Source organism: Cupriavidus sp. 22TCCZM01-5, assembly GCF_057798915.1.
In genome coordinates this window covers 73,335-88,976 of the sequence record NZ_JBYOJR010000033.1, presented here as the reverse complement: position 1 = coordinate 88,976, position 15,642 = coordinate 73,335, and the positions used below count along the sequence as shown (strand labels likewise).

15 protein-coding genes are annotated in these 15,642 nt (G+C 66.5%); 9 read left to right on the top strand and 6 right to left on the bottom strand.

The window, feature by feature from the left end; all coding sequences use genetic code 11:
• Positions 1–80: 80 nt before the first annotated feature.
• Positions 81–341 (bottom strand): hypothetical protein, encoded by a 261-nt coding sequence (locus AC3FNH_RS25660; protein WP_276101516.1) that lies wholly within the window; start codon positions 339–341, stop codon positions 81–83.
• A gap of 375 nt (positions 342–716) precedes the next feature.
• Here AC3FNH_RS25660 and AC3FNH_RS25655 point away from each other — a divergent pair, with 375 nt between their 5' ends.
• From AC3FNH_RS25655 to AC3FNH_RS25645, 3 genes are all read left to right on the top strand, one after another.
• A complete protein-coding gene (locus tag AC3FNH_RS25655) occupies positions 717–1,688 on the top strand; it encodes a Bug family tripartite tricarboxylate transporter substrate binding protein (RefSeq protein WP_488722060.1) in 972 nt (323 codons plus the stop codon).
• Between the two features lie 188 nt (positions 1,689–1,876).
• Positions 1,877–2,827 (top strand): GntR family transcriptional regulator, encoded by a 951-nt coding sequence (locus AC3FNH_RS25650; RefSeq protein WP_488722059.1) that lies wholly within the window; start codon positions 1,877–1,879, stop codon positions 2,825–2,827.
• Between the two features lie 225 nt (positions 2,828–3,052).
• Positions 3,053–4,558 (top strand): DASS family sodium-coupled anion symporter, encoded by a 1,506-nt coding sequence (locus AC3FNH_RS25645; protein WP_488722058.1) that lies wholly within the window; start codon positions 3,053–3,055, stop codon positions 4,556–4,558.
• A 56-nt stretch (positions 4,559–4,614) separates the two neighbouring features.
• Here the strand turns inward: AC3FNH_RS25645 and AC3FNH_RS25640 are convergent, their stop codons facing one another.
• Genes AC3FNH_RS25640 through AC3FNH_RS25625 form a run of 4 tightly spaced genes read right to left on the bottom strand, consistent with a single transcriptional unit; the run spans position 4,615 to position 9,463 of the window.
• Entirely contained in the window at positions 4,615–6,171 is a 1,557-nt protein-coding gene (locus tag AC3FNH_RS25640; RefSeq protein ID WP_488722057.1) for a TolC family protein, read from the bottom strand.
• The gene (locus tag AC3FNH_RS25635) at positions 6,158–8,173 is read right to left on the bottom strand and encodes an FUSC family protein (RefSeq protein ID WP_488722056.1); all 2,016 of its coding nucleotides are present in this window, start codon (positions 8,171–8,173) and stop codon (positions 6,158–6,160) included. Before AC3FNH_RS25635 ends, AC3FNH_RS25640 begins: the two co-directional genes overlap by 14 nt.
• Complete coding sequence (gene mdtN, locus AC3FNH_RS25630; RefSeq protein ID WP_488722055.1) at positions 8,154–9,203, bottom strand: multidrug transporter subunit MdtN; 1,050 nt, start codon at positions 9,201–9,203, stop codon at positions 8,154–8,156. Before mdtN ends, AC3FNH_RS25635 begins: the two co-directional genes overlap by 20 nt.
• Positions 9,200–9,463 carry a YtcA family lipoprotein gene (locus tag AC3FNH_RS25625; protein WP_276103252.1) on the bottom strand — a complete coding sequence of 88 codons (264 nt, stop codon included), beginning with the start codon at positions 9,461–9,463 and terminating at the stop codon, positions 9,200–9,202. Before AC3FNH_RS25625 ends, mdtN begins: the two co-directional genes overlap by 4 nt.
• Before the next feature lie 213 nt (positions 9,464–9,676).
• Here AC3FNH_RS25625 and AC3FNH_RS25620 point away from each other — a divergent pair, with 213 nt between their 5' ends.
• The 4 genes from AC3FNH_RS25620 (at position 9,677) to AC3FNH_RS25605 (ending at position 12,593) form a co-directional block, all read left to right on the top strand.
• Positions 9,677–9,940 carry a hypothetical protein gene (locus AC3FNH_RS25620; RefSeq protein WP_346348630.1) on the top strand — a complete coding sequence of 88 codons (264 nt, stop codon included), beginning with the start codon at positions 9,677–9,679 and terminating at the stop codon, positions 9,938–9,940.
• Positions 9,941–10,314: 374 nt separating this feature from the next.
• Positions 10,315–10,854 carry a TIGR01841 family phasin gene (phaP, locus tag AC3FNH_RS25615; protein WP_488722054.1) on the top strand — a complete coding sequence of 180 codons (540 nt, stop codon included), beginning with the start codon at positions 10,315–10,317 and terminating at the stop codon, positions 10,852–10,854.
• 377 nt (positions 10,855–11,231) lie between these two features.
• Entirely contained in the window at positions 11,232–12,059 is an 828-nt protein-coding gene (locus tag AC3FNH_RS25610) for a DUF2092 domain-containing protein (RefSeq protein WP_276101689.1), read from the top strand.
• Between the two features lie 12 nt (positions 12,060–12,071).
• A complete protein-coding gene (locus AC3FNH_RS25605; RefSeq protein WP_488722053.1) occupies positions 12,072–12,593 on the top strand; it encodes a hypothetical protein in 522 nt (173 codons plus the stop codon).
• A 41-nt stretch (positions 12,594–12,634) separates the two neighbouring features.
• On the opposite strand, the gene AC3FNH_RS25600 is transcribed toward AC3FNH_RS25605, so the two are convergent.
• Positions 12,635–13,603 carry a threo-3-hydroxy-L-aspartate ammonia-lyase gene (locus AC3FNH_RS25600; protein WP_488722052.1) on the bottom strand — a complete coding sequence of 323 codons (969 nt, stop codon included), beginning with the start codon at positions 13,601–13,603 and terminating at the stop codon, positions 12,635–12,637.
• Between the two features lie 259 nt (positions 13,604–13,862).
• Between AC3FNH_RS25600 and AC3FNH_RS25595 the strand changes: the two genes are divergently transcribed.
• Complete coding sequence (locus AC3FNH_RS25595) at positions 13,863–14,459, top strand: J domain-containing protein (protein ID WP_276103249.1); 597 nt, start codon at positions 13,863–13,865, stop codon at positions 14,457–14,459.
• A gap of 78 nt (positions 14,460–14,537) precedes the next feature.
• Complete coding sequence (locus AC3FNH_RS25590) at positions 14,538–15,629, top strand: mechanosensitive ion channel family protein (RefSeq protein ID WP_488722051.1); 1,092 nt, start codon at positions 14,538–14,540, stop codon at positions 15,627–15,629.
• Positions 15,630–15,642 lie beyond the last annotated feature (13 nt).

The following is a 15,642-nucleotide window of genomic DNA, read 5'->3' as shown; positions in this document are numbered from 1 at the left end:
CAGGTTCTGGATGGTCAAGGACATGATGGTCTCCTGGGCAGGCTGGTTGGGCTGGTTGGGCTGAACGGGTTGGATCGGGATCAGTGCTGCACGGCCTGCACGATGCCGCCGACGTTGTTGAGCAGGTTGCTGATGCTCGACAGGTTGACGTTGGTGCGGGTCGAGGCATCGACCTGCGTCACCGGGGCGACGATGATGTTGGGGCTGGCGAAGGAAACGCCGGAGCCGCCCAGGATCGCGTTGATGCCGTTATTCAGGAACAGGCTGCCGCCACGAACGGCGCTCATGCTGGCGTGGTCGAGGTCTTGTTCGACGGGCAGGTTCTGGATGGTGAGGGACATGATGTAACTCCTTGGGGTGCTGGTCTGGTTTGGCTTAGAGAGCATCGGGTGTTGCGCTCGCAGTCATATACGCATGGGGTGTGCCAGCTCTCGTCTCAGCCCCGAATCGAGTCGTCAAGTCATTGAAATTAAATAAGAAATCTTGCGAATTGGCACGTCATCCCGCCATTTCAGACCGTGGGCGCTGTGTGGTCGCTCCCAACACATCTGGCCCTCCTGTTTGCGTAGCGACGACACCGGCGACGCCGCGCGTCCGTGGATACCCACATTGACGGTCAATTTCATGTGCGTAAAAATAAATTCATAAACATGAATACCGCGTGGTACTGGCCGGAGGTGGCCGCGCCACGGTCAACGCTGTACTGGAGACATCTGATGAAGCCGAACTTCCGTCGCCGCCTGATGCTCTGTGCCACTGTGCTGGGCGCGATGCCCGCACTGGCCTGGAGCGATACGTATCCGAACAAACCGATCCGGATGGTGGTGCCGTTTGCCCCGGGCGGGGCCACCGACGTGGTGGCGCGCCTGATCTCGCAGAAGCTTGGCGAGGCACTCAAGCAATCGGTGGTGGTGGAGAACCGGCCCGGTGCCAATGGCATCATCGGCACCGATGTCGTCGCGCGCGCCGCACCGGACGGCTATACCTTGCTGCTCAACACGGCTGGGGCGCAGACGCTCAGCCCGCTGATCTACAAGGCCGGCTATGACCCGCTGAAGAGCTTCGAGCCGATTTCGCTGATCAGCAATATCGGCTTCGTGATGGTGGTGCACCCGTCGGTGCCGGCCAGGACCGTGCAGGAATTCGTGGCACTGGCCAAGTCCAGGACCCGGCCGCTGAGCCTGTCGGCGGGCAGCAGCATGATCGAGCTGATTGGCGCCAGCTTCAAGGCGACCGCCGGCACGCCGGACATCGTGACCGTGTCTTACCGTGGCACCGGCCCGCAGATGCAGGCCGTGGTGGCGGGCGAGGTGGACATGACGATCGACCCGTTCAACTCGGTCGCCATGATCAAGGCCGGCAAGCTGCGCCCGCTTGCCGTGCTGTCCGACAAGCGCTCGCCGGCGCTGCCGGATGTGCCGACCATGCAGGAGGCCGGCTATAGCGGCATGGCATTCGGTTCCTGGGCAGGCCTGCTTGCCCCGGCGGGAACACCGAAGGAAATCATCACGCGCCTGAACAAGGAAGTGACCCGTATCGTGGCGCAGCCCGATATCCGCGAAAAGCTGGCCGCCATCGACTACGACGCCGTGGGCAGCACGCCGGAACAGTTCGCCAGGACCATTGCCGACGACACTGCGCGGTGGAAGAAGATCGTGAAGGAGACGAACTACAAGGCGGGCTCGTAATACCGCCGGGCGCGCACCGGATCGCGCTGATCCGGCGCGGGCCTGCGCCAGGACGAGACCGCCAAGGCACGCCTGCGGCCGGCGGCAGCACGACGTGGCCTACCGCACGCAAGTTGCCATGGCAGCTTGGGCCCCGGCACACCATCGACTAACGTTGAAAGTCCGCATCGCTGCTTCGAGGGCTGACGATGAAGAGACGCAACGGGCGCTTGGGCCTGCTGCTCGTGGCAGCAGTGCCGGCCTTGCTGGCCGGGACGGGCGCGCACGCGTCGGATATTGTCTGCAAGGCTCCCGTGGGCGGTCGGTCGACCCGATGCGATGAGCCCTACGGCATTGGCGTGGGCTGCGAAGGGCGGCCCGATGCGCATGCCGGTGCCCGCAAGGAGCACCTGATCTGCGAGTACACCATGCTGTCGGAGCGCTATGAGCACATCTATGCCGAACAGCAGAGAATGCTGCGCCAGGGCGCGATGCAGGCCGCCGACATCGCGGCATGGCGTGCCAGGCGGGACGCCTGCGATTCCGTGCGGTGCATGGACGAGGTCTTCCATCAGTTCTGGCGACAGCGCGATGCCATGCCGAAAACGCCGGCCAGGCCGGCCATGGCCCGACAGGGCGTAACGGAGAGCCCGGGCGCGGCAAATCATGTGGCGGCATCGAGGGCACCCGCACCCGCACCCGCGCCCGCGCCTGCGCGCGCCATGCCGTCGCCGGGGAGGACCGCATTGCGCGATGCGCCCGGCTCCGCGCCGGGGCTGGCAGCCGCTGGTCCGGTGCTATTCGCCGCTCCGGCCGCTCCGGCCGCTCCAGCGGCTCCAGCGGCTCCAGCGGCTCCAGCGGTATCCGCCGCGACCTGGCAGGGAGGCTTGCCTGACGCAAACGCCGCCGCGCTGCCTGTATTCAGTGGCACGCCCGAGCGTCGCGTGAAGGCCTGGCCGGCGCTGTTGCTCGTGGAAAGCCTGGTATCGGGGCTTGCCGTCCTGGGCGTGGGAACGGGCTACATATGGAACCGCAGGCGTGCTGTGCCTCGGGCGGCCGGGATCGCGCAGCGCCGGCAAATTCCGCCGGTCGTGATGATTACGTATGGCCTGCTGTTCCTGAATGCACTGTTGCTGCCGTTCACGCTCGGCCTGCGGTAGGGGTGCCATGGCCCTGATGGCCTGACCTGACAACGCGTCGCCAAAAGTCGGGTCCTCGTAATCTTTTCATATTCCCCTCGAAAAGATTCACTTCTGCTCGCGAGGCACATCGGTCACCCTGACTTTGGAAGAGTGCTACGTCGCGGGGGGCGCTCGGTGCGCCTCGAGTGGCGCGGGACTTCGGCTGGCTTTTATCCCCGATCTCCTTTTAGAGGAGCTTCACAGATGCTCGCAAAGATCGTGGCGATCTATCGCTATTTCATGTCGGTGGTGCCGTTCCGGCTGACGCCGGCCATCATCAGTACAGTCGTGCTGGTCACGCTGCTGCTGATACCCCCGCCGGCTGGCCTGAAGGCCGACGCCTGGGACCTGGTGGCAATCTTCCTGACCACGATCGTCGCCATCATTCTCAAGGTGATGCCGATCGGCGTCATGGCAATGATGGCGATCGTGATCGTGTCGCTGGCGCAGGTGACCTCGAACTCGTCCAAAGGTGCCATTGCGGATGCCCTCAGCAGTTTCTCGAATCCGCTGATCTGGCTGATCGTCGTGGCGATCCTGATCTCGCGCGGGCTGAAGAAGACCGGGCTGGGCAATCGCATCGGCCTGATGTTCATCGAGCTATTGGGCAAGCGCACGATTGGCATCGGTTATGGGCTCGCGATCTGCGAGCTGGTGCTGGCACCATTCACCCCCAGCAACACCGCGCGCGGCGGCGGCATCGTGCATCCGATCATGCGTTCGATCGCCGGGGCCTTCGACTCCGATCCGGCCAAGGGGACACAGGGCAAGGTCGGCACCTACCTGGCACTGGTCAACTACCACGCCAACCCGATCACCTCGGCCATGTTCGTGACAGCCACCGCGCCGAACCCGCTGGTCGTGGACTATGTGGCCAAGGCCAGCGGGCAGTCGCTGCACCTGAGCTGGACCACCTGGGCGCTATGCATGCTCCTGCCCGGCCTGCTCTGCCTGTTTGTGATGCCACTTGTCATTTACGTGCTTTGCCCGCCGGAGTTGAAGGCGACGCCCAACGCGGTCGACTATGCCAAAGGCGAACTGGCCCGCATGGGCCCGCTCAGCGGCCAGGAGCGGGTCATGATGGGGGTCTTCGCCATGATGCTGGTGTTGTGGGCCAACGTGCCGGCGATGATCCTTGGCCAGGCATACACGCTCGACCCGACCGTGGTCGCCTTTCTCGGCCTGTTCGCATTGATCATTACCGGCACGCTCGACTGGGACGACGTCTTATCGGAAAAAAGCGCCTGGGACACCCTGATCTGGTTCGGCGCCCTGGTGATGCTCGCCGAGCAGCTCAACAAGCTTGGCGTGATTGCCTGGTTCTCGACCAATATGCGCGATGCCATCGTCGCCAGTGGCGTGGGCTGGCTCCCGACAGCCGCCGTACTGGTGCTGGCGTTCGTGTTTTCCCACTACCTGTTCGCGAGTACGACCGCACATATCAGCGCGATGATGCTGGCCTTTCTTACCGTGGGCGTGCAGTTGATCCCGCCACCCTATGTCCCGCCGTTCATGCTGATGATGGCGGCCGGCTCCGCGATCATGATGACGCTGACCCACTACGCCACCGGCACATCGCCGATCATCTTCGGCAGCGGCTATGCGACGCTGGGGCAGTGGTGGCGGGCCGGTGCGGTGATGTGCGTGCTGGAACTGATCATCTTCACCGTGGTGGGTGGCGTCTGGTGGAAGATCCTGGGGTTCTGGTAAGGCGGGAGCCGGCGGTGTGCGGTCCTGCTTGCCGCGGTACCAAGATCGGCTGAACCCTACCGCCCAGGCCACGCGCCCTCATCCCGAATCGACCCGATCGACCCGGTAGCCAGCGCCAGCGCCGCCGCGGCCGACAGCGCGCCGCTGTAGGCGTCGGCCGAGGCGTTCTGCGCCAGCAGCAGCTGGTTCTGCGCAAGGTTGGCTTCCGTCACCGAACCCACGCCTTTTCGATAGGCGGCGAATGCCGCGTCATAGGTGATCCGGGCCGCATCGGCCAGTGCCCGGGCCGCATCATAGGCGGCCAGGCTCGATTCCAGCGCGCTCTGGCTGACCACCACCTGCCGCACCGATTCGTCCTTCGCGCGGGTGAGCCTGGTCGACGCGCTGTCGGCATCGTTGCGTGCCTGCGCCAGCACGGCGGAGCGCAGCCCGCCGTCGTAGATCGGCACCGTGACGCCAAGAAAGACGCTTGCGCCATAGCGGTAGCCGTTCAGGTTGACCGTCGGCGGCTGCTGGCCGATCGGCGGTATCGCCGTAATGGCCGAGCCGCCCGAGGCATAGGACGTAAACGCCGACAGGAAGACCTTCGGCATGAAGCCGGCCTCGGCCGCCTGTACGCGGGCCTGGCTTGCGCGTTGCGCCGCATAGGCGCCCAGCACATCGGGGCGCCGCGCGATTGCGGTGTCGACGATCTGCTCGACCGAGCTGCGCAGCGTCGGCGGGAGCGGGCGCAACGGCATCTCCGCGATGCGCGGCCGGGACAGCGGGGAGATCCCTACGGCGTTGACCAGTGCCAGGTAGGCGTCGGTCTCGGCGCCCCTGGCCTGGACCATCGCCAGGTTGGTCTGCGCGCGGTTCTGCGTGGCCTGTGCCACTTCGACCACGGTGCCGATGCCGCGCTGGTAGCGCGCTTTGGCCGCGGCCTGCACCGCGTCGGCGTTGTCCATGGCCTGCTGCACCGTGCCGGCACGCGTGCGCGCGGCCTGGTAGCGGTAGAACGCAACGCTGACGTCGTGGATGATCTTCTGGTGCACGGCGGTGAACGCAATGTTCGCCGCCACCGAAAGCTGTTCCGTGGCTTCGACAATGCCGGAGCGCTCGCCGAAATCGAAGAGCAGCCACTGCAGCGACAGCACGGAGATGGCGCCGTGCGTGGACGCGTTCGCGGCGAGCGGCCCCAGCGCCGTCGATGTGGCGCTGTGCCCGTTCTGGTAGCCGCCCATGGCGGCGGCCGAGATATAGGGCAGGTAGCTGGCCTTGGCGATGCCGGCCGCCAGCGCCGCGTTGCGCGCATCGTTCCAGGCAATGCGCGTCAGCGGGTTGGTGGACTCGGCCAGGTCGATCAGCTCGGGCAGCGTGTAGGCATGCGCGGGATCGAGTGTCGCGGGCGGGGAAACCGCCGCGAGTGCCGGGTTTGCCGGCAGCGTGTAGTCGGATGGCGCGGGTGCCCGCTGGCCGGCGGCCGCGCCCGGCACGATTTCGCCAGACGCGGTGGTGAGCGGCTGCCAGGGCCGGTCGGGCTGCTCCGGTGCCAGATCGAGCGACGATGTCGCGCAGCCGGCCAGCGCCAGCGTGCACAGTGCCAGCGCGGCCAGGGGATCAGGTTTGCGCATGGATGGAGGACGGGGAAGCCGTGTCCGGCGCGTCGGCATGGGACGCGTCGAGTTGGTGGTCGATGATGGCGAGCAGTGCCTGGCGTGCCTCGATATCATGCAGATCGGCCGGCATGGTTTCGGCGGGTGGCGCGGCGTGCAGGGGCGGGCCGTCGGCCCTGAGCCGGTTCAGGCGTTGCGCGAGTGCCGGGTCGCCAGGAAAGCGCTCGGCAAGCAGGAATATGGGCGCTGAGATGGCATCGAGCCTGGCCAGCCGTTCGCGATGACTGTCGACCCATTCCGGCGCCGGCCCGACGCTTGCCGGTTCATAGTGGGCCAGGATCAGGTCCTGTGTGATCGTGCCATGCAGGGCCAGTGCGGTCGCGGCGTGCTGGCGCCTTGCCGCGGGCTGCGGCGTGTCGATCAGCGCCTGCCATTGGCCCACCAGCCCCGCCAGCGCCGGCCCGATGCGGCCCGCGATGCTGATCGGCCAGACCCGCGTGAACACCAGGTAGACGACGAGATTGCCGAGCATCACGCCGATCACGCGGTCGCGCGCGATGGTCAGGTCGAAGCCGGGCGCCGGGCCCTGCACCACGCACAGGTAGAACGCGAACGCGATCTGGAAGCCCGCGTAGGCGATGCGTGGCGAGCCCTGCGCCACCCAGGCGGAGACCCATGTCCCGGCGAACACCAGCAGCATCAGGCCGCCTACGGATGACAAGCCGGGAACGACGTACACGATGGCTGCCGTGCCGATCGCCGCGCCGATCATGCAGCCGGCCAGCCGCAGCGAGAGTTTTTCGACGGTCTCGGCCATGGTCCCGAGCGACACCAGGTAGCACGTGATGAAGCACGTATGGATGCCGGGCCAGTTGAGTTGCTGGTAAAGCAGGTAGCAGAACATTGCCGCGCCGGTGGTCTTGAGCGCATAGCGGACATGGTCGGGATTCGTGAAGGCGTCGGCGTTGAGGAAGCCGCCGTGTCCGGTGCCGTTTTCGGCGCCTTTTCCGGATTCCGCTGCCGGCGCCGGTGGGGCTGCCGCGCCGGCATCGGCGTAGCCATTGATCGCGGCGACCAGTTCGCGCACGACAGTCTGCTGCACCGGCGCAAGGTGGTCGGCCAGCGACGCCGGCAGGCCGATTTCGACGGGATAGCCGCCTGCGTCCAGCATGCGGGCCATCTCGTCGAGCGTATCGGCGATGGGCGCTGCGGTTGCCGCCGGCATTGGCGCGCCAGCCCGTTGCGCCACGTCGACGGCCAGCAGGATCGCCATGGTCGATGCCATCGCCTGCTGCAGCGCGCGCAGATCCTGCGCGTTGACCGTGCCTTCGACCCTGGCAAGCCTGAGCCAGCCGGCAACGGGCTGGACGCCGTCGTGCAGCGCTGCATGCAGGGCCTGCGCATTGCCGCTGTGGTCCGCGGTACCGCGCAGGCAGCGTGCGGCCACGCGCAGGCAATGACCCAGGCGATCCGTTGCGAGCCGGCGCGGCGACGGGCCGATCAGCAGGTTGACGACGATGTTCACGCCGATCGGGATCGCCACCATCAGCAACGCGTAGAGCAGCCCGCGCGTAGCGGCTTCGCCGCCGGGCACAAGCCCGAGTTCATCGAGCCCGAAGCCGATGATCATGGCGACGATGGCGCCGATCGGTCGCAGCTTGCTGGCCGATGTCAGGAACAGCATGGCTGCGGACAGCACCGCCATGCACGCCACGCGCAGCATCGGGTCGTCGACGCTGAGGTCGGCGAGCCACATCACCAGCGCAATGATCAGGCTGATCAGCACCAGCGCGGCCGCGCTCATGATGATGCTGGTGGTGCGGTCGGCCCGGTTGATGAAGAAGATGATGTAGGCGGAGATGGCCGCCTCGGGCGTGCCATAGATGCTGGTGACCAGTACCGTCAGCGTGCAGGCCACCGTGATGCGCGTCGCGGCAGCGGTGCGGCCCGGGAACGGCGCCAGCAGCGCGCCGATATCGGCCAGCCCCAGGCGCAGCTTGTCAGCGGCAGGCTGCGCCATGCCGGATCTCGACCGTTGCGCTCGCGCCCACGCGGGCCAGCGTCTCGGGCGGATCCTCCAGGCGGATCCGCACCGGGAAGCGCCTGGCCACGCGCACCCAGTTCACCGACGGCTGCACATAGGGCAGCGAGCGTGGCAGGTTGAGGCGGTCGGTGTCGGTAATGCCGATGCCGATGCCTTCCACCTTGCCGCGCAGGGCCTGGCCGCGGTCGATCATCGAGTAGACCGTGGCGCAGTCGCCGACATGGATGCCGGCAAGTGCGGTCTCCCGGAAATTCGCCATCGCGAACCATTCGCCGGTATGCACCAGCAGGAACAGCGACTGGTTGGGGATCACGACTTCGCCCGACAGCACGGTCAGGCCGCTGACGCGTCCGGCATGCGGGGCGCGGACCGTGGTGTCGTCGAGCGCGCGCTGGGCGATCGCCAGCGCCGCCTCGCGCGCGTGCACGGCGGCCGTGGCATCGTCTTCATTGCCGACCGCTTGCGCGGTAGCGGTGCGTTGCGTGTGGGCCTGCCGCAGCGACACGCTGGCATCGCGCTGTGCGACCTGCGCCTGGTCGAGCTGCTGCGCGGGCACGTAGCCGTCAGCGACCAGCGGCCGCAGCCGTTCGACGGTGCGTGCGGTCAGCGCGTAGTTCTGCTCGGCCCGCTGCGTCTGCTCCGACGCAAGCGACGCCGTGGCACGTTCGGTGGAGATCGTGCGACGCCGGGTACCGAGCGCGGCCTGGGCCAGCTCGAGGTCCGCCCGCGCCTGCGCGACGGCCAGTTGATAAGGGACGGGATCGATTTCGAACAGTACGTCGCCCTTGGCTACCAGCTGGTTCTCTGCGACGTGGATCTTGGCGATGCGGCCCCCGACCGGCGATGCCACGTGCACCATGTCGGCGTCGAGCGATGCGTCATCGGTCGACGGATAGCGGCTGGTGCGATGGTAGGCGTAGACGGACAGGAGCACGGCCACCAGGACAATGGCCAGCGTGATCAGTTTGCCGCGCTTGGGGCTGCCACGTTCGCCGGCCATTTTCATAGGAGGTGTCCCGTACCCAGTAACCAGACGAGCTCCGCGAGGATGAGGCCGATCGCGGTGTTGACCAGAAGCTGGGCGCGCACGATCTCGGCCCAGCCTGTCGCGACGAAGATCCGGTAGGACACGAGCGCCCCCGCGATGCCGGCCAACGCGCTCAGCAGCCAGAGCGGGAAGTACGCGCCGAACAATCCGAATGACGGGGCACCGGCGCAACCATAAAGCGAAGCGGCCAGCGCGAGAAGCGCAAGCGAGCGTGCCATGGAATCAAGGTCGAAATGGTCGCCGTAATATAGCAGCGCCGCTTGCGCGTTGTCCAAGCCACGCCGGGCTGCTGCGGCGGTCCACCCCTGGCGCGGGCAGCATGCGCCGGTGCTCATGGCAAGGTGTGTCCTGCTACAGTCACAGCTGCGGCCATGACCGCGGCAGCCGCCATCGCAGCGGCTACGACAGATCATTTCCTGGGGACACCACAGATGAACCGCAAGGGCTTGCTTGATGCCGCAGACTCCCTCGACGAACTCGCTGCCGGCAGGCAACCCGCGCCGGCCAGGGTGGCGTCCGGCGCCGCCGCGCTGGAACGCTTGCATGCGGACTTTCCCGGCTGGCGCGATGTTGGCGATGCGCTGTTCGGTCTCAAGGCGCTGGCCGGCGGCTGCGCCGTGGATCTGGACGCCAACGGGCGCCAGCGCGCTGGCCGGCTGGCCGATGTCGTGCGCAGCCTGCTCGACCAGATCTGAGCTTGCAGCCGCGGCACCACGCCATTCGCAGTTCAACGGGCCGAGACCGCCGCCGCGCAGTTGCGGCGCAGCACGGTCGTACGATTTTGAGCCCTTTGGGAGGCTTGGTGCGAGCGACGGTGGCATCTCGCGTCGCAGCATTTAATCGTAACTGAATGTTACAAACATGACCTATGGTGCACAAAATGCTGCGCCACGACGACGAGGTTTGGGTAATTACTTAGGGATCGACTTAGAGCATTTCTTCTAATCTTTGCAGCTCGATGCGGTGCGCCTCTGGCCGACGCGCCGTGGTCGAGAAACCCAACCTCGGTCAGAACGCCATGGCGGCACATGGCGCCTTTCTGGCCGGTCGCTCTCAAGGAGAACCACGCATGTCCGCCTTCACGCCTGATCAGTTTGCGGCGCTCCACAAGACCAACCTGGCCAATCTGGCCATGATGTCCAAGTCGACCATCGACGGCTTCCAGAAATTAACCGAGCTGAATCTCCAGACCGCCAAATCCGCGCTGACCGAGGGCCAGGAGAGCCTGAAAGCCGTGCTGGCGGGCAAGGACCCGAGGGACGTGCTCGCCGTGCAGGGCAGCGTGGCCCAGCCCGCGGCAGAGAAGGCCATTACGTATGCGCGCCAGGTGTGCGAAATCGCCACGCAGGCGCAGGCGGAGCTGGCCCGCGCGGTGGAAGAGCAATACGAACAGCATCACCGCAATCTGCAGGCCTTTGTCGACACCTTCGTAAAGAATGCCCCGGCCGGATCGGAAGCGATTTCCGCGCTGCTGCAGTCGACGGTTGACGCGGCCGGCAACACCTATCGCTCGGCTCAGGCAGTCTCGAACCAGATGACCGAGTTCGCGCGCGGCAACCTTGCCGCCAGCGCGGCCGCGGCAGGCAAGGCGGCTTCCGCCAAGGCCTGACCTGGCGCCGGCATGGCCGGCGCCACATTGGGCAGGGCAGGCCGGCAGCGGCTGCCCTGCCTGGCATGACTCCCTCCCGGCACGCTATCGCGTTGCCCTGGCCACGGGATTGCACCGCGAGGTGACCGTGGCGCGCCGCCTGCGTCGGCGAATCAAGATCCTTCCGCCATGCCCATCGAGTTCCGCCACGCCGCACGCTGGCGTGAAGGGGGCGTTCCCCTGACGACGGCCTGAGCGAAAAATTTCAGATCGTCCTCGCGAACATTCACTACGGCTTTGGAAGGGGTTGCCATAAATTCACTGGAGACATTGCGCCGGATGAGCGGTGTGCAATGGCCTGTCTGCCGTTCGCCCAGCAAGGATAAGGAGAACAAGAGATGAAACTGAGAACGCTCTTCGTCCAGGCATCGCTCGTGGGCCTTGCCGCCTGCAGCAGTGCGCCGCCAACCGCCTCCGGTTCGGCCGCGGGCCCGTCAGCCGGGACTCCCGCGCCAGCACCGGCGCCGGCGCCGGCGGCCAGCGCGCAACCGGCAGCGAACGCGGTCGACCCGGCAGCGATCCAGGCGCTGAATAACATGGGCAAGTACCTGCAGTCACTCAAGGCGTTCGAGGTCGTCATCGACTTGTCTGGCGAGCGCGTGCTGGCCGACGGCCAGAAGCTGCAGCACACCGCGACGGCCGACCTCGATGTCGCGCGCCCGAACAAGCTGCGAGCCCAGATGCGCAGCGCGCGTTCCCAGCGTGAGCTGATTTACGACGGCACGACCGTGACGCTCTATACACCGGCGCAGAAGTCTTACTCCCAGGCACCATTCAAGGAGAACCTCGGTGCGCTTGCGGAGCGCCTGCGGGCGCGGTTCGGTGTCGAGATCCCGTCCGCCGACCTGTTCCTGTGGGGCACCGATGCCGCCCCGCTCGATAATATGCAGTCGGCCATGAACGCAGGTCAGGACATCATTGGCGGCGAGATCTGCGACCACTACGCGTTTCGCCAGGGCGAGATCGACTGGCAGATCTGGATTGCCGCCGGCGGCCGGCCGCTGCCGCGCAAGCTCGTCATCACCAATCGCGGCGACGAAGCGCGGCCGCAGTCGGTCACGCTCTACAAGTGGAACCTGAATCCGCGGCCCGGCAGCTCGGCCTTCGCCTTCAAGCCGCCGCCGGGAACCAAGCAGGCCGAGTTCGTCCCCCTCAAGTCCCGGTAAAGGAGCGACGCCATGAGACACGCATTCGGAAAGCGCTTCGCGGCGGGCACGGCCGTGCTGGTTCTGGCAACGGCGGGATGGACGCCGGCGGCTGAGGCAATCGGCGGCGGACGCGCCGCAGCTGCCCAAGCCGGCGGTGGTGGTGGTGCTCGTCAGGCAGGCGGCGGTGGCGGCGGCGCCAGGCAGGTGGACAACCAGCGCGCCGACGCACGGACCAACAACGTGCGCAGCACGAGCGTCAACAACGTCAATGCCAGCCGCAATGTCAATGTCAATTCAAACCGCAACGTCAACGTCAACGTCGAGTCACACGGCGGCTGCTGCGGCTGGGACAACGACTACCACCCCGTGGCGACGGCCGCCGCCGTTACCGCCACAGTCGCTGTGACTTCGGCGGTGATCGGCTCCATGGTGCGCACGGTGCCGCCGGGTTGCGTGCCGGTCAACTACGCGGGCATGGTCTACCAGCAGTGCGGAACCACGTGGTACCAGCCGCAGGGATCGCAATACGTGGTGGTGAATCCCCCGTATTGACAGGGGCCAGGGGCGAAGGTGCCGGCGCGCGGGTCGATGGCCTATGCCGAGACCAGCGCGCAAAAGCGCTCCAGGTCGATATTGCCGCCGCTGATCAGGATGCCCACGCGCTTGCCCCGGAGCGCGTCCTTGTCCTGCAAGGCCGCCGCCAGGCTCAGGCAGCCCGTGGGTTCGACGACCATCTTCATGCGCGAAGCATAGAACTTCATCGCCTCGATGAGTTGGGCATCGGACGCGGTCAGGATGTCGTCGACATCGCGCCGGATGATGGCGAACGTGTACTGGCCCAGATGCTGGGTCTGCGCACCATCCGCGATCGTCTTCGGGGTATCGATGTGGACGATCGAACCGCTGCGGAACGATTGCTGGCCGTCATTGCCCGCTTCGGGCTCCACGCCATAGAGTTTGCATTGCGGTGCCAGCGCGCGTGTCGCGAGCGCCATGCCCGACAGCAGGCCGCCGCCGCCGAGCGGGCAGAACAATGCGTCGAGCGCGCCGGTTTCCTCGAACAATTCCCGCGCCGCAGTGCCTTGTCCGGCCAGTACGTCCGGGTGGTCATACGGCGGAATCAGCGTGTATCCATGTTGCTCGGCCAGGCGGCGCCCGATCGCCTCGCGGTCTTCCGTGTAGCGGTCATAGATCACGACGTTGGCGCCATAGCCCTTGGTTGCCGCCACCTTTGCCGCGGGCGCGTCATGCGGCATCACGATCGTGGCGGGAATGCCCAGCAGCCCGGCCGACAGTGCGATGCCCTGCGCGTGGTTGCCCGACGAGAACGCCACCACGCCTGCGCGGCGTTGCTCCGGGCTGAACTTCGACAAGGCGTTGTAGGCGCCACGGAACTTGAAGGCGCCCATGCGCTGGAAGTTCTCGCACTTGATGAAGACCTCGGCACCAAGCATGTCGTTCAGGGTGCGCGAGGTATTGACCGGCGTGCGATGGGCGACGCCTTCGAGCCGCCTGGCGGCGGCCTCGACGTCTGCGTAGGTGGGGAGATCCAGTGTGGTCATGGGAGGGTCCGTTCAGCCAGTGGATGAAGGTCCGGGCTCGGTCCTGCAGGGCCGGCCCAGTCAAGTCGAACACTGTAATGTCTGTTCTTGCCGCATGCAAAGCTGGCCGTGCACATAGGTCTGCAACGACGCCAAGTAGCGCTTGCGCCGGTTTATGCTGGTTTATGCCGCGCATCGGCCTGCATGTGGCCATGCGGGAGCGGGGACGCCGATATCGCATGCTAGGATGAACCCTTCCGCAGCCGCCGCCCCATCGGCCATGACTACCCTTTACGCGACCCTCGGCGTCGAGTCCGACGCTACCCTGGACGAGATCAAGCGCGCCTACCGCCGTGCCGCCATGAAATGGCATCCCGACCGCAACCCTGGCCGCGAGGCCGAGGCGCATGCGGCATTCCAGGACATCCGCGACGCCTACGCCATCCTTTCCGACGACGAACAGCGACGCGTGTACGACGAGGTGTTCGAGCAGGAAATGCGCCGCTGGCAGGCCGAGCATGCGGAGCAGGAAGCGCAGGAGCAGGCGGCGCAACGCGAAGCCCAGCGCGCCGCGCAGGAGCACTACGAGAAAATGGTTGCCATCGCCATGCGCTTTGCCGACGACGGCCACAATCGCGACGTGCTCTTCGGCGTGCTGCTGGGCCAGGAGTGCGAGGCTGAACTCGCCGCGCGCATTGCGGACAGCGTATGGGCCTTGCAGGTATCGCGCAGGGCACACGCGCAGGCAGCGCAGGCGTCGGATGATGGCGTGCCAGAGGAGCCGGCGGAGCCACAGGCCGAAGACACCAGGCGCGCCAACCGTCACCCGGGCACGTTCGAGTCGTTCTGGCACGGCTTGTTCGGCATTCGTACCTAAGACCGGCCGGTCACCGGATCCGGAACGCTGTTCCGGACATTGCCCGCGCATTTCACCAGCCTTGTTCAAGGATGACCGATGGATATTGGAATCCTCCTCGCACACCCCTGGTTCGGTACATGGGCAGCGGCCGTGGCCGCCGTGTTCGTCGCGCTGATCGCGCATCGCCTCGGCGGCCTGGTACTGCTGCGCGTGACCCGGCCCGCGGCCGTGCTGCATGCGATCGTCAGGAAAGCCCGCGTGGCGTCGGGCGTCGTGTTGCCGCTGCTCGCCTTGCAGACCGTGTGGCAGGCGGCGCCGGACGCATTGCCCTGGATCGACAGCCTGCGCCACCTCAATGGCCTGCTGATAATCGCCGCGACGACATGGCTGGTGGCCCGGATCATCGCCGGCTTTGCGCAGGGCGTGATGGACCGGCACCCGGTCGACGTGGCCGACAACATGGGCGCGCGGCGTATTCATACGCAGACACGCGTGCTCTCGCGCATTGCGATGACGCTGGTCACGGTGATGGGCGCGGCCATGCTGCTGATGACGTTTCCCGGAGCGCGGCAGGTCGGGGCGAGCCTGCTTGCTTCGGCCGGCGTGGTCGGGCTGATCGCGGGCTTCGCGGCCAAGCCGGTGTTCAGCAATATGATCGCGAGGCTGCAGCTCGCGCTGACGCAGCCGATCCGGCTCGACGATGTGCTGATCGTCGAGGGCGAGTGGGGCCGCGTGGAGGAAATCACGGGGACCTACGTCGTGCTGCGGCTGTGGGACGAGCGCCGGCTCATTGTCCCGTTGCAGTACTTCATCGAGAAGCCGTTCCAGAACTGGACGCGCAACAGCGCGCAGATCATGGGCTCGGTCTTTTTCCACGTCGACTATGGCATGCCGCTGGCACCGCTGCGCAAGGAACTCGAGCGGGTGGTGCACGCCGCGCCGGAGTGGGATCGGCGGTTTTTCGACCTCGTCGTCTCCGATGCCACCGAGCGCACGATGCAGCTTCGCGTGCTGTGCACCGCTGCCTCGTCGGGGCTGGCGTGGGACCTGCGCTGCAGGATCCGCGAGGCGCTGATCGACTTCATGCAGCGGGAGTTCCCCCAGCACCTGCCGCGCCTGCGCTTCGAGCGCGATACCGAGGCCCAGGCCCAGGCCGGCATGCCGGCCGCGGTATTCAGCGAGGCCTGAGCGCCATGCGCCG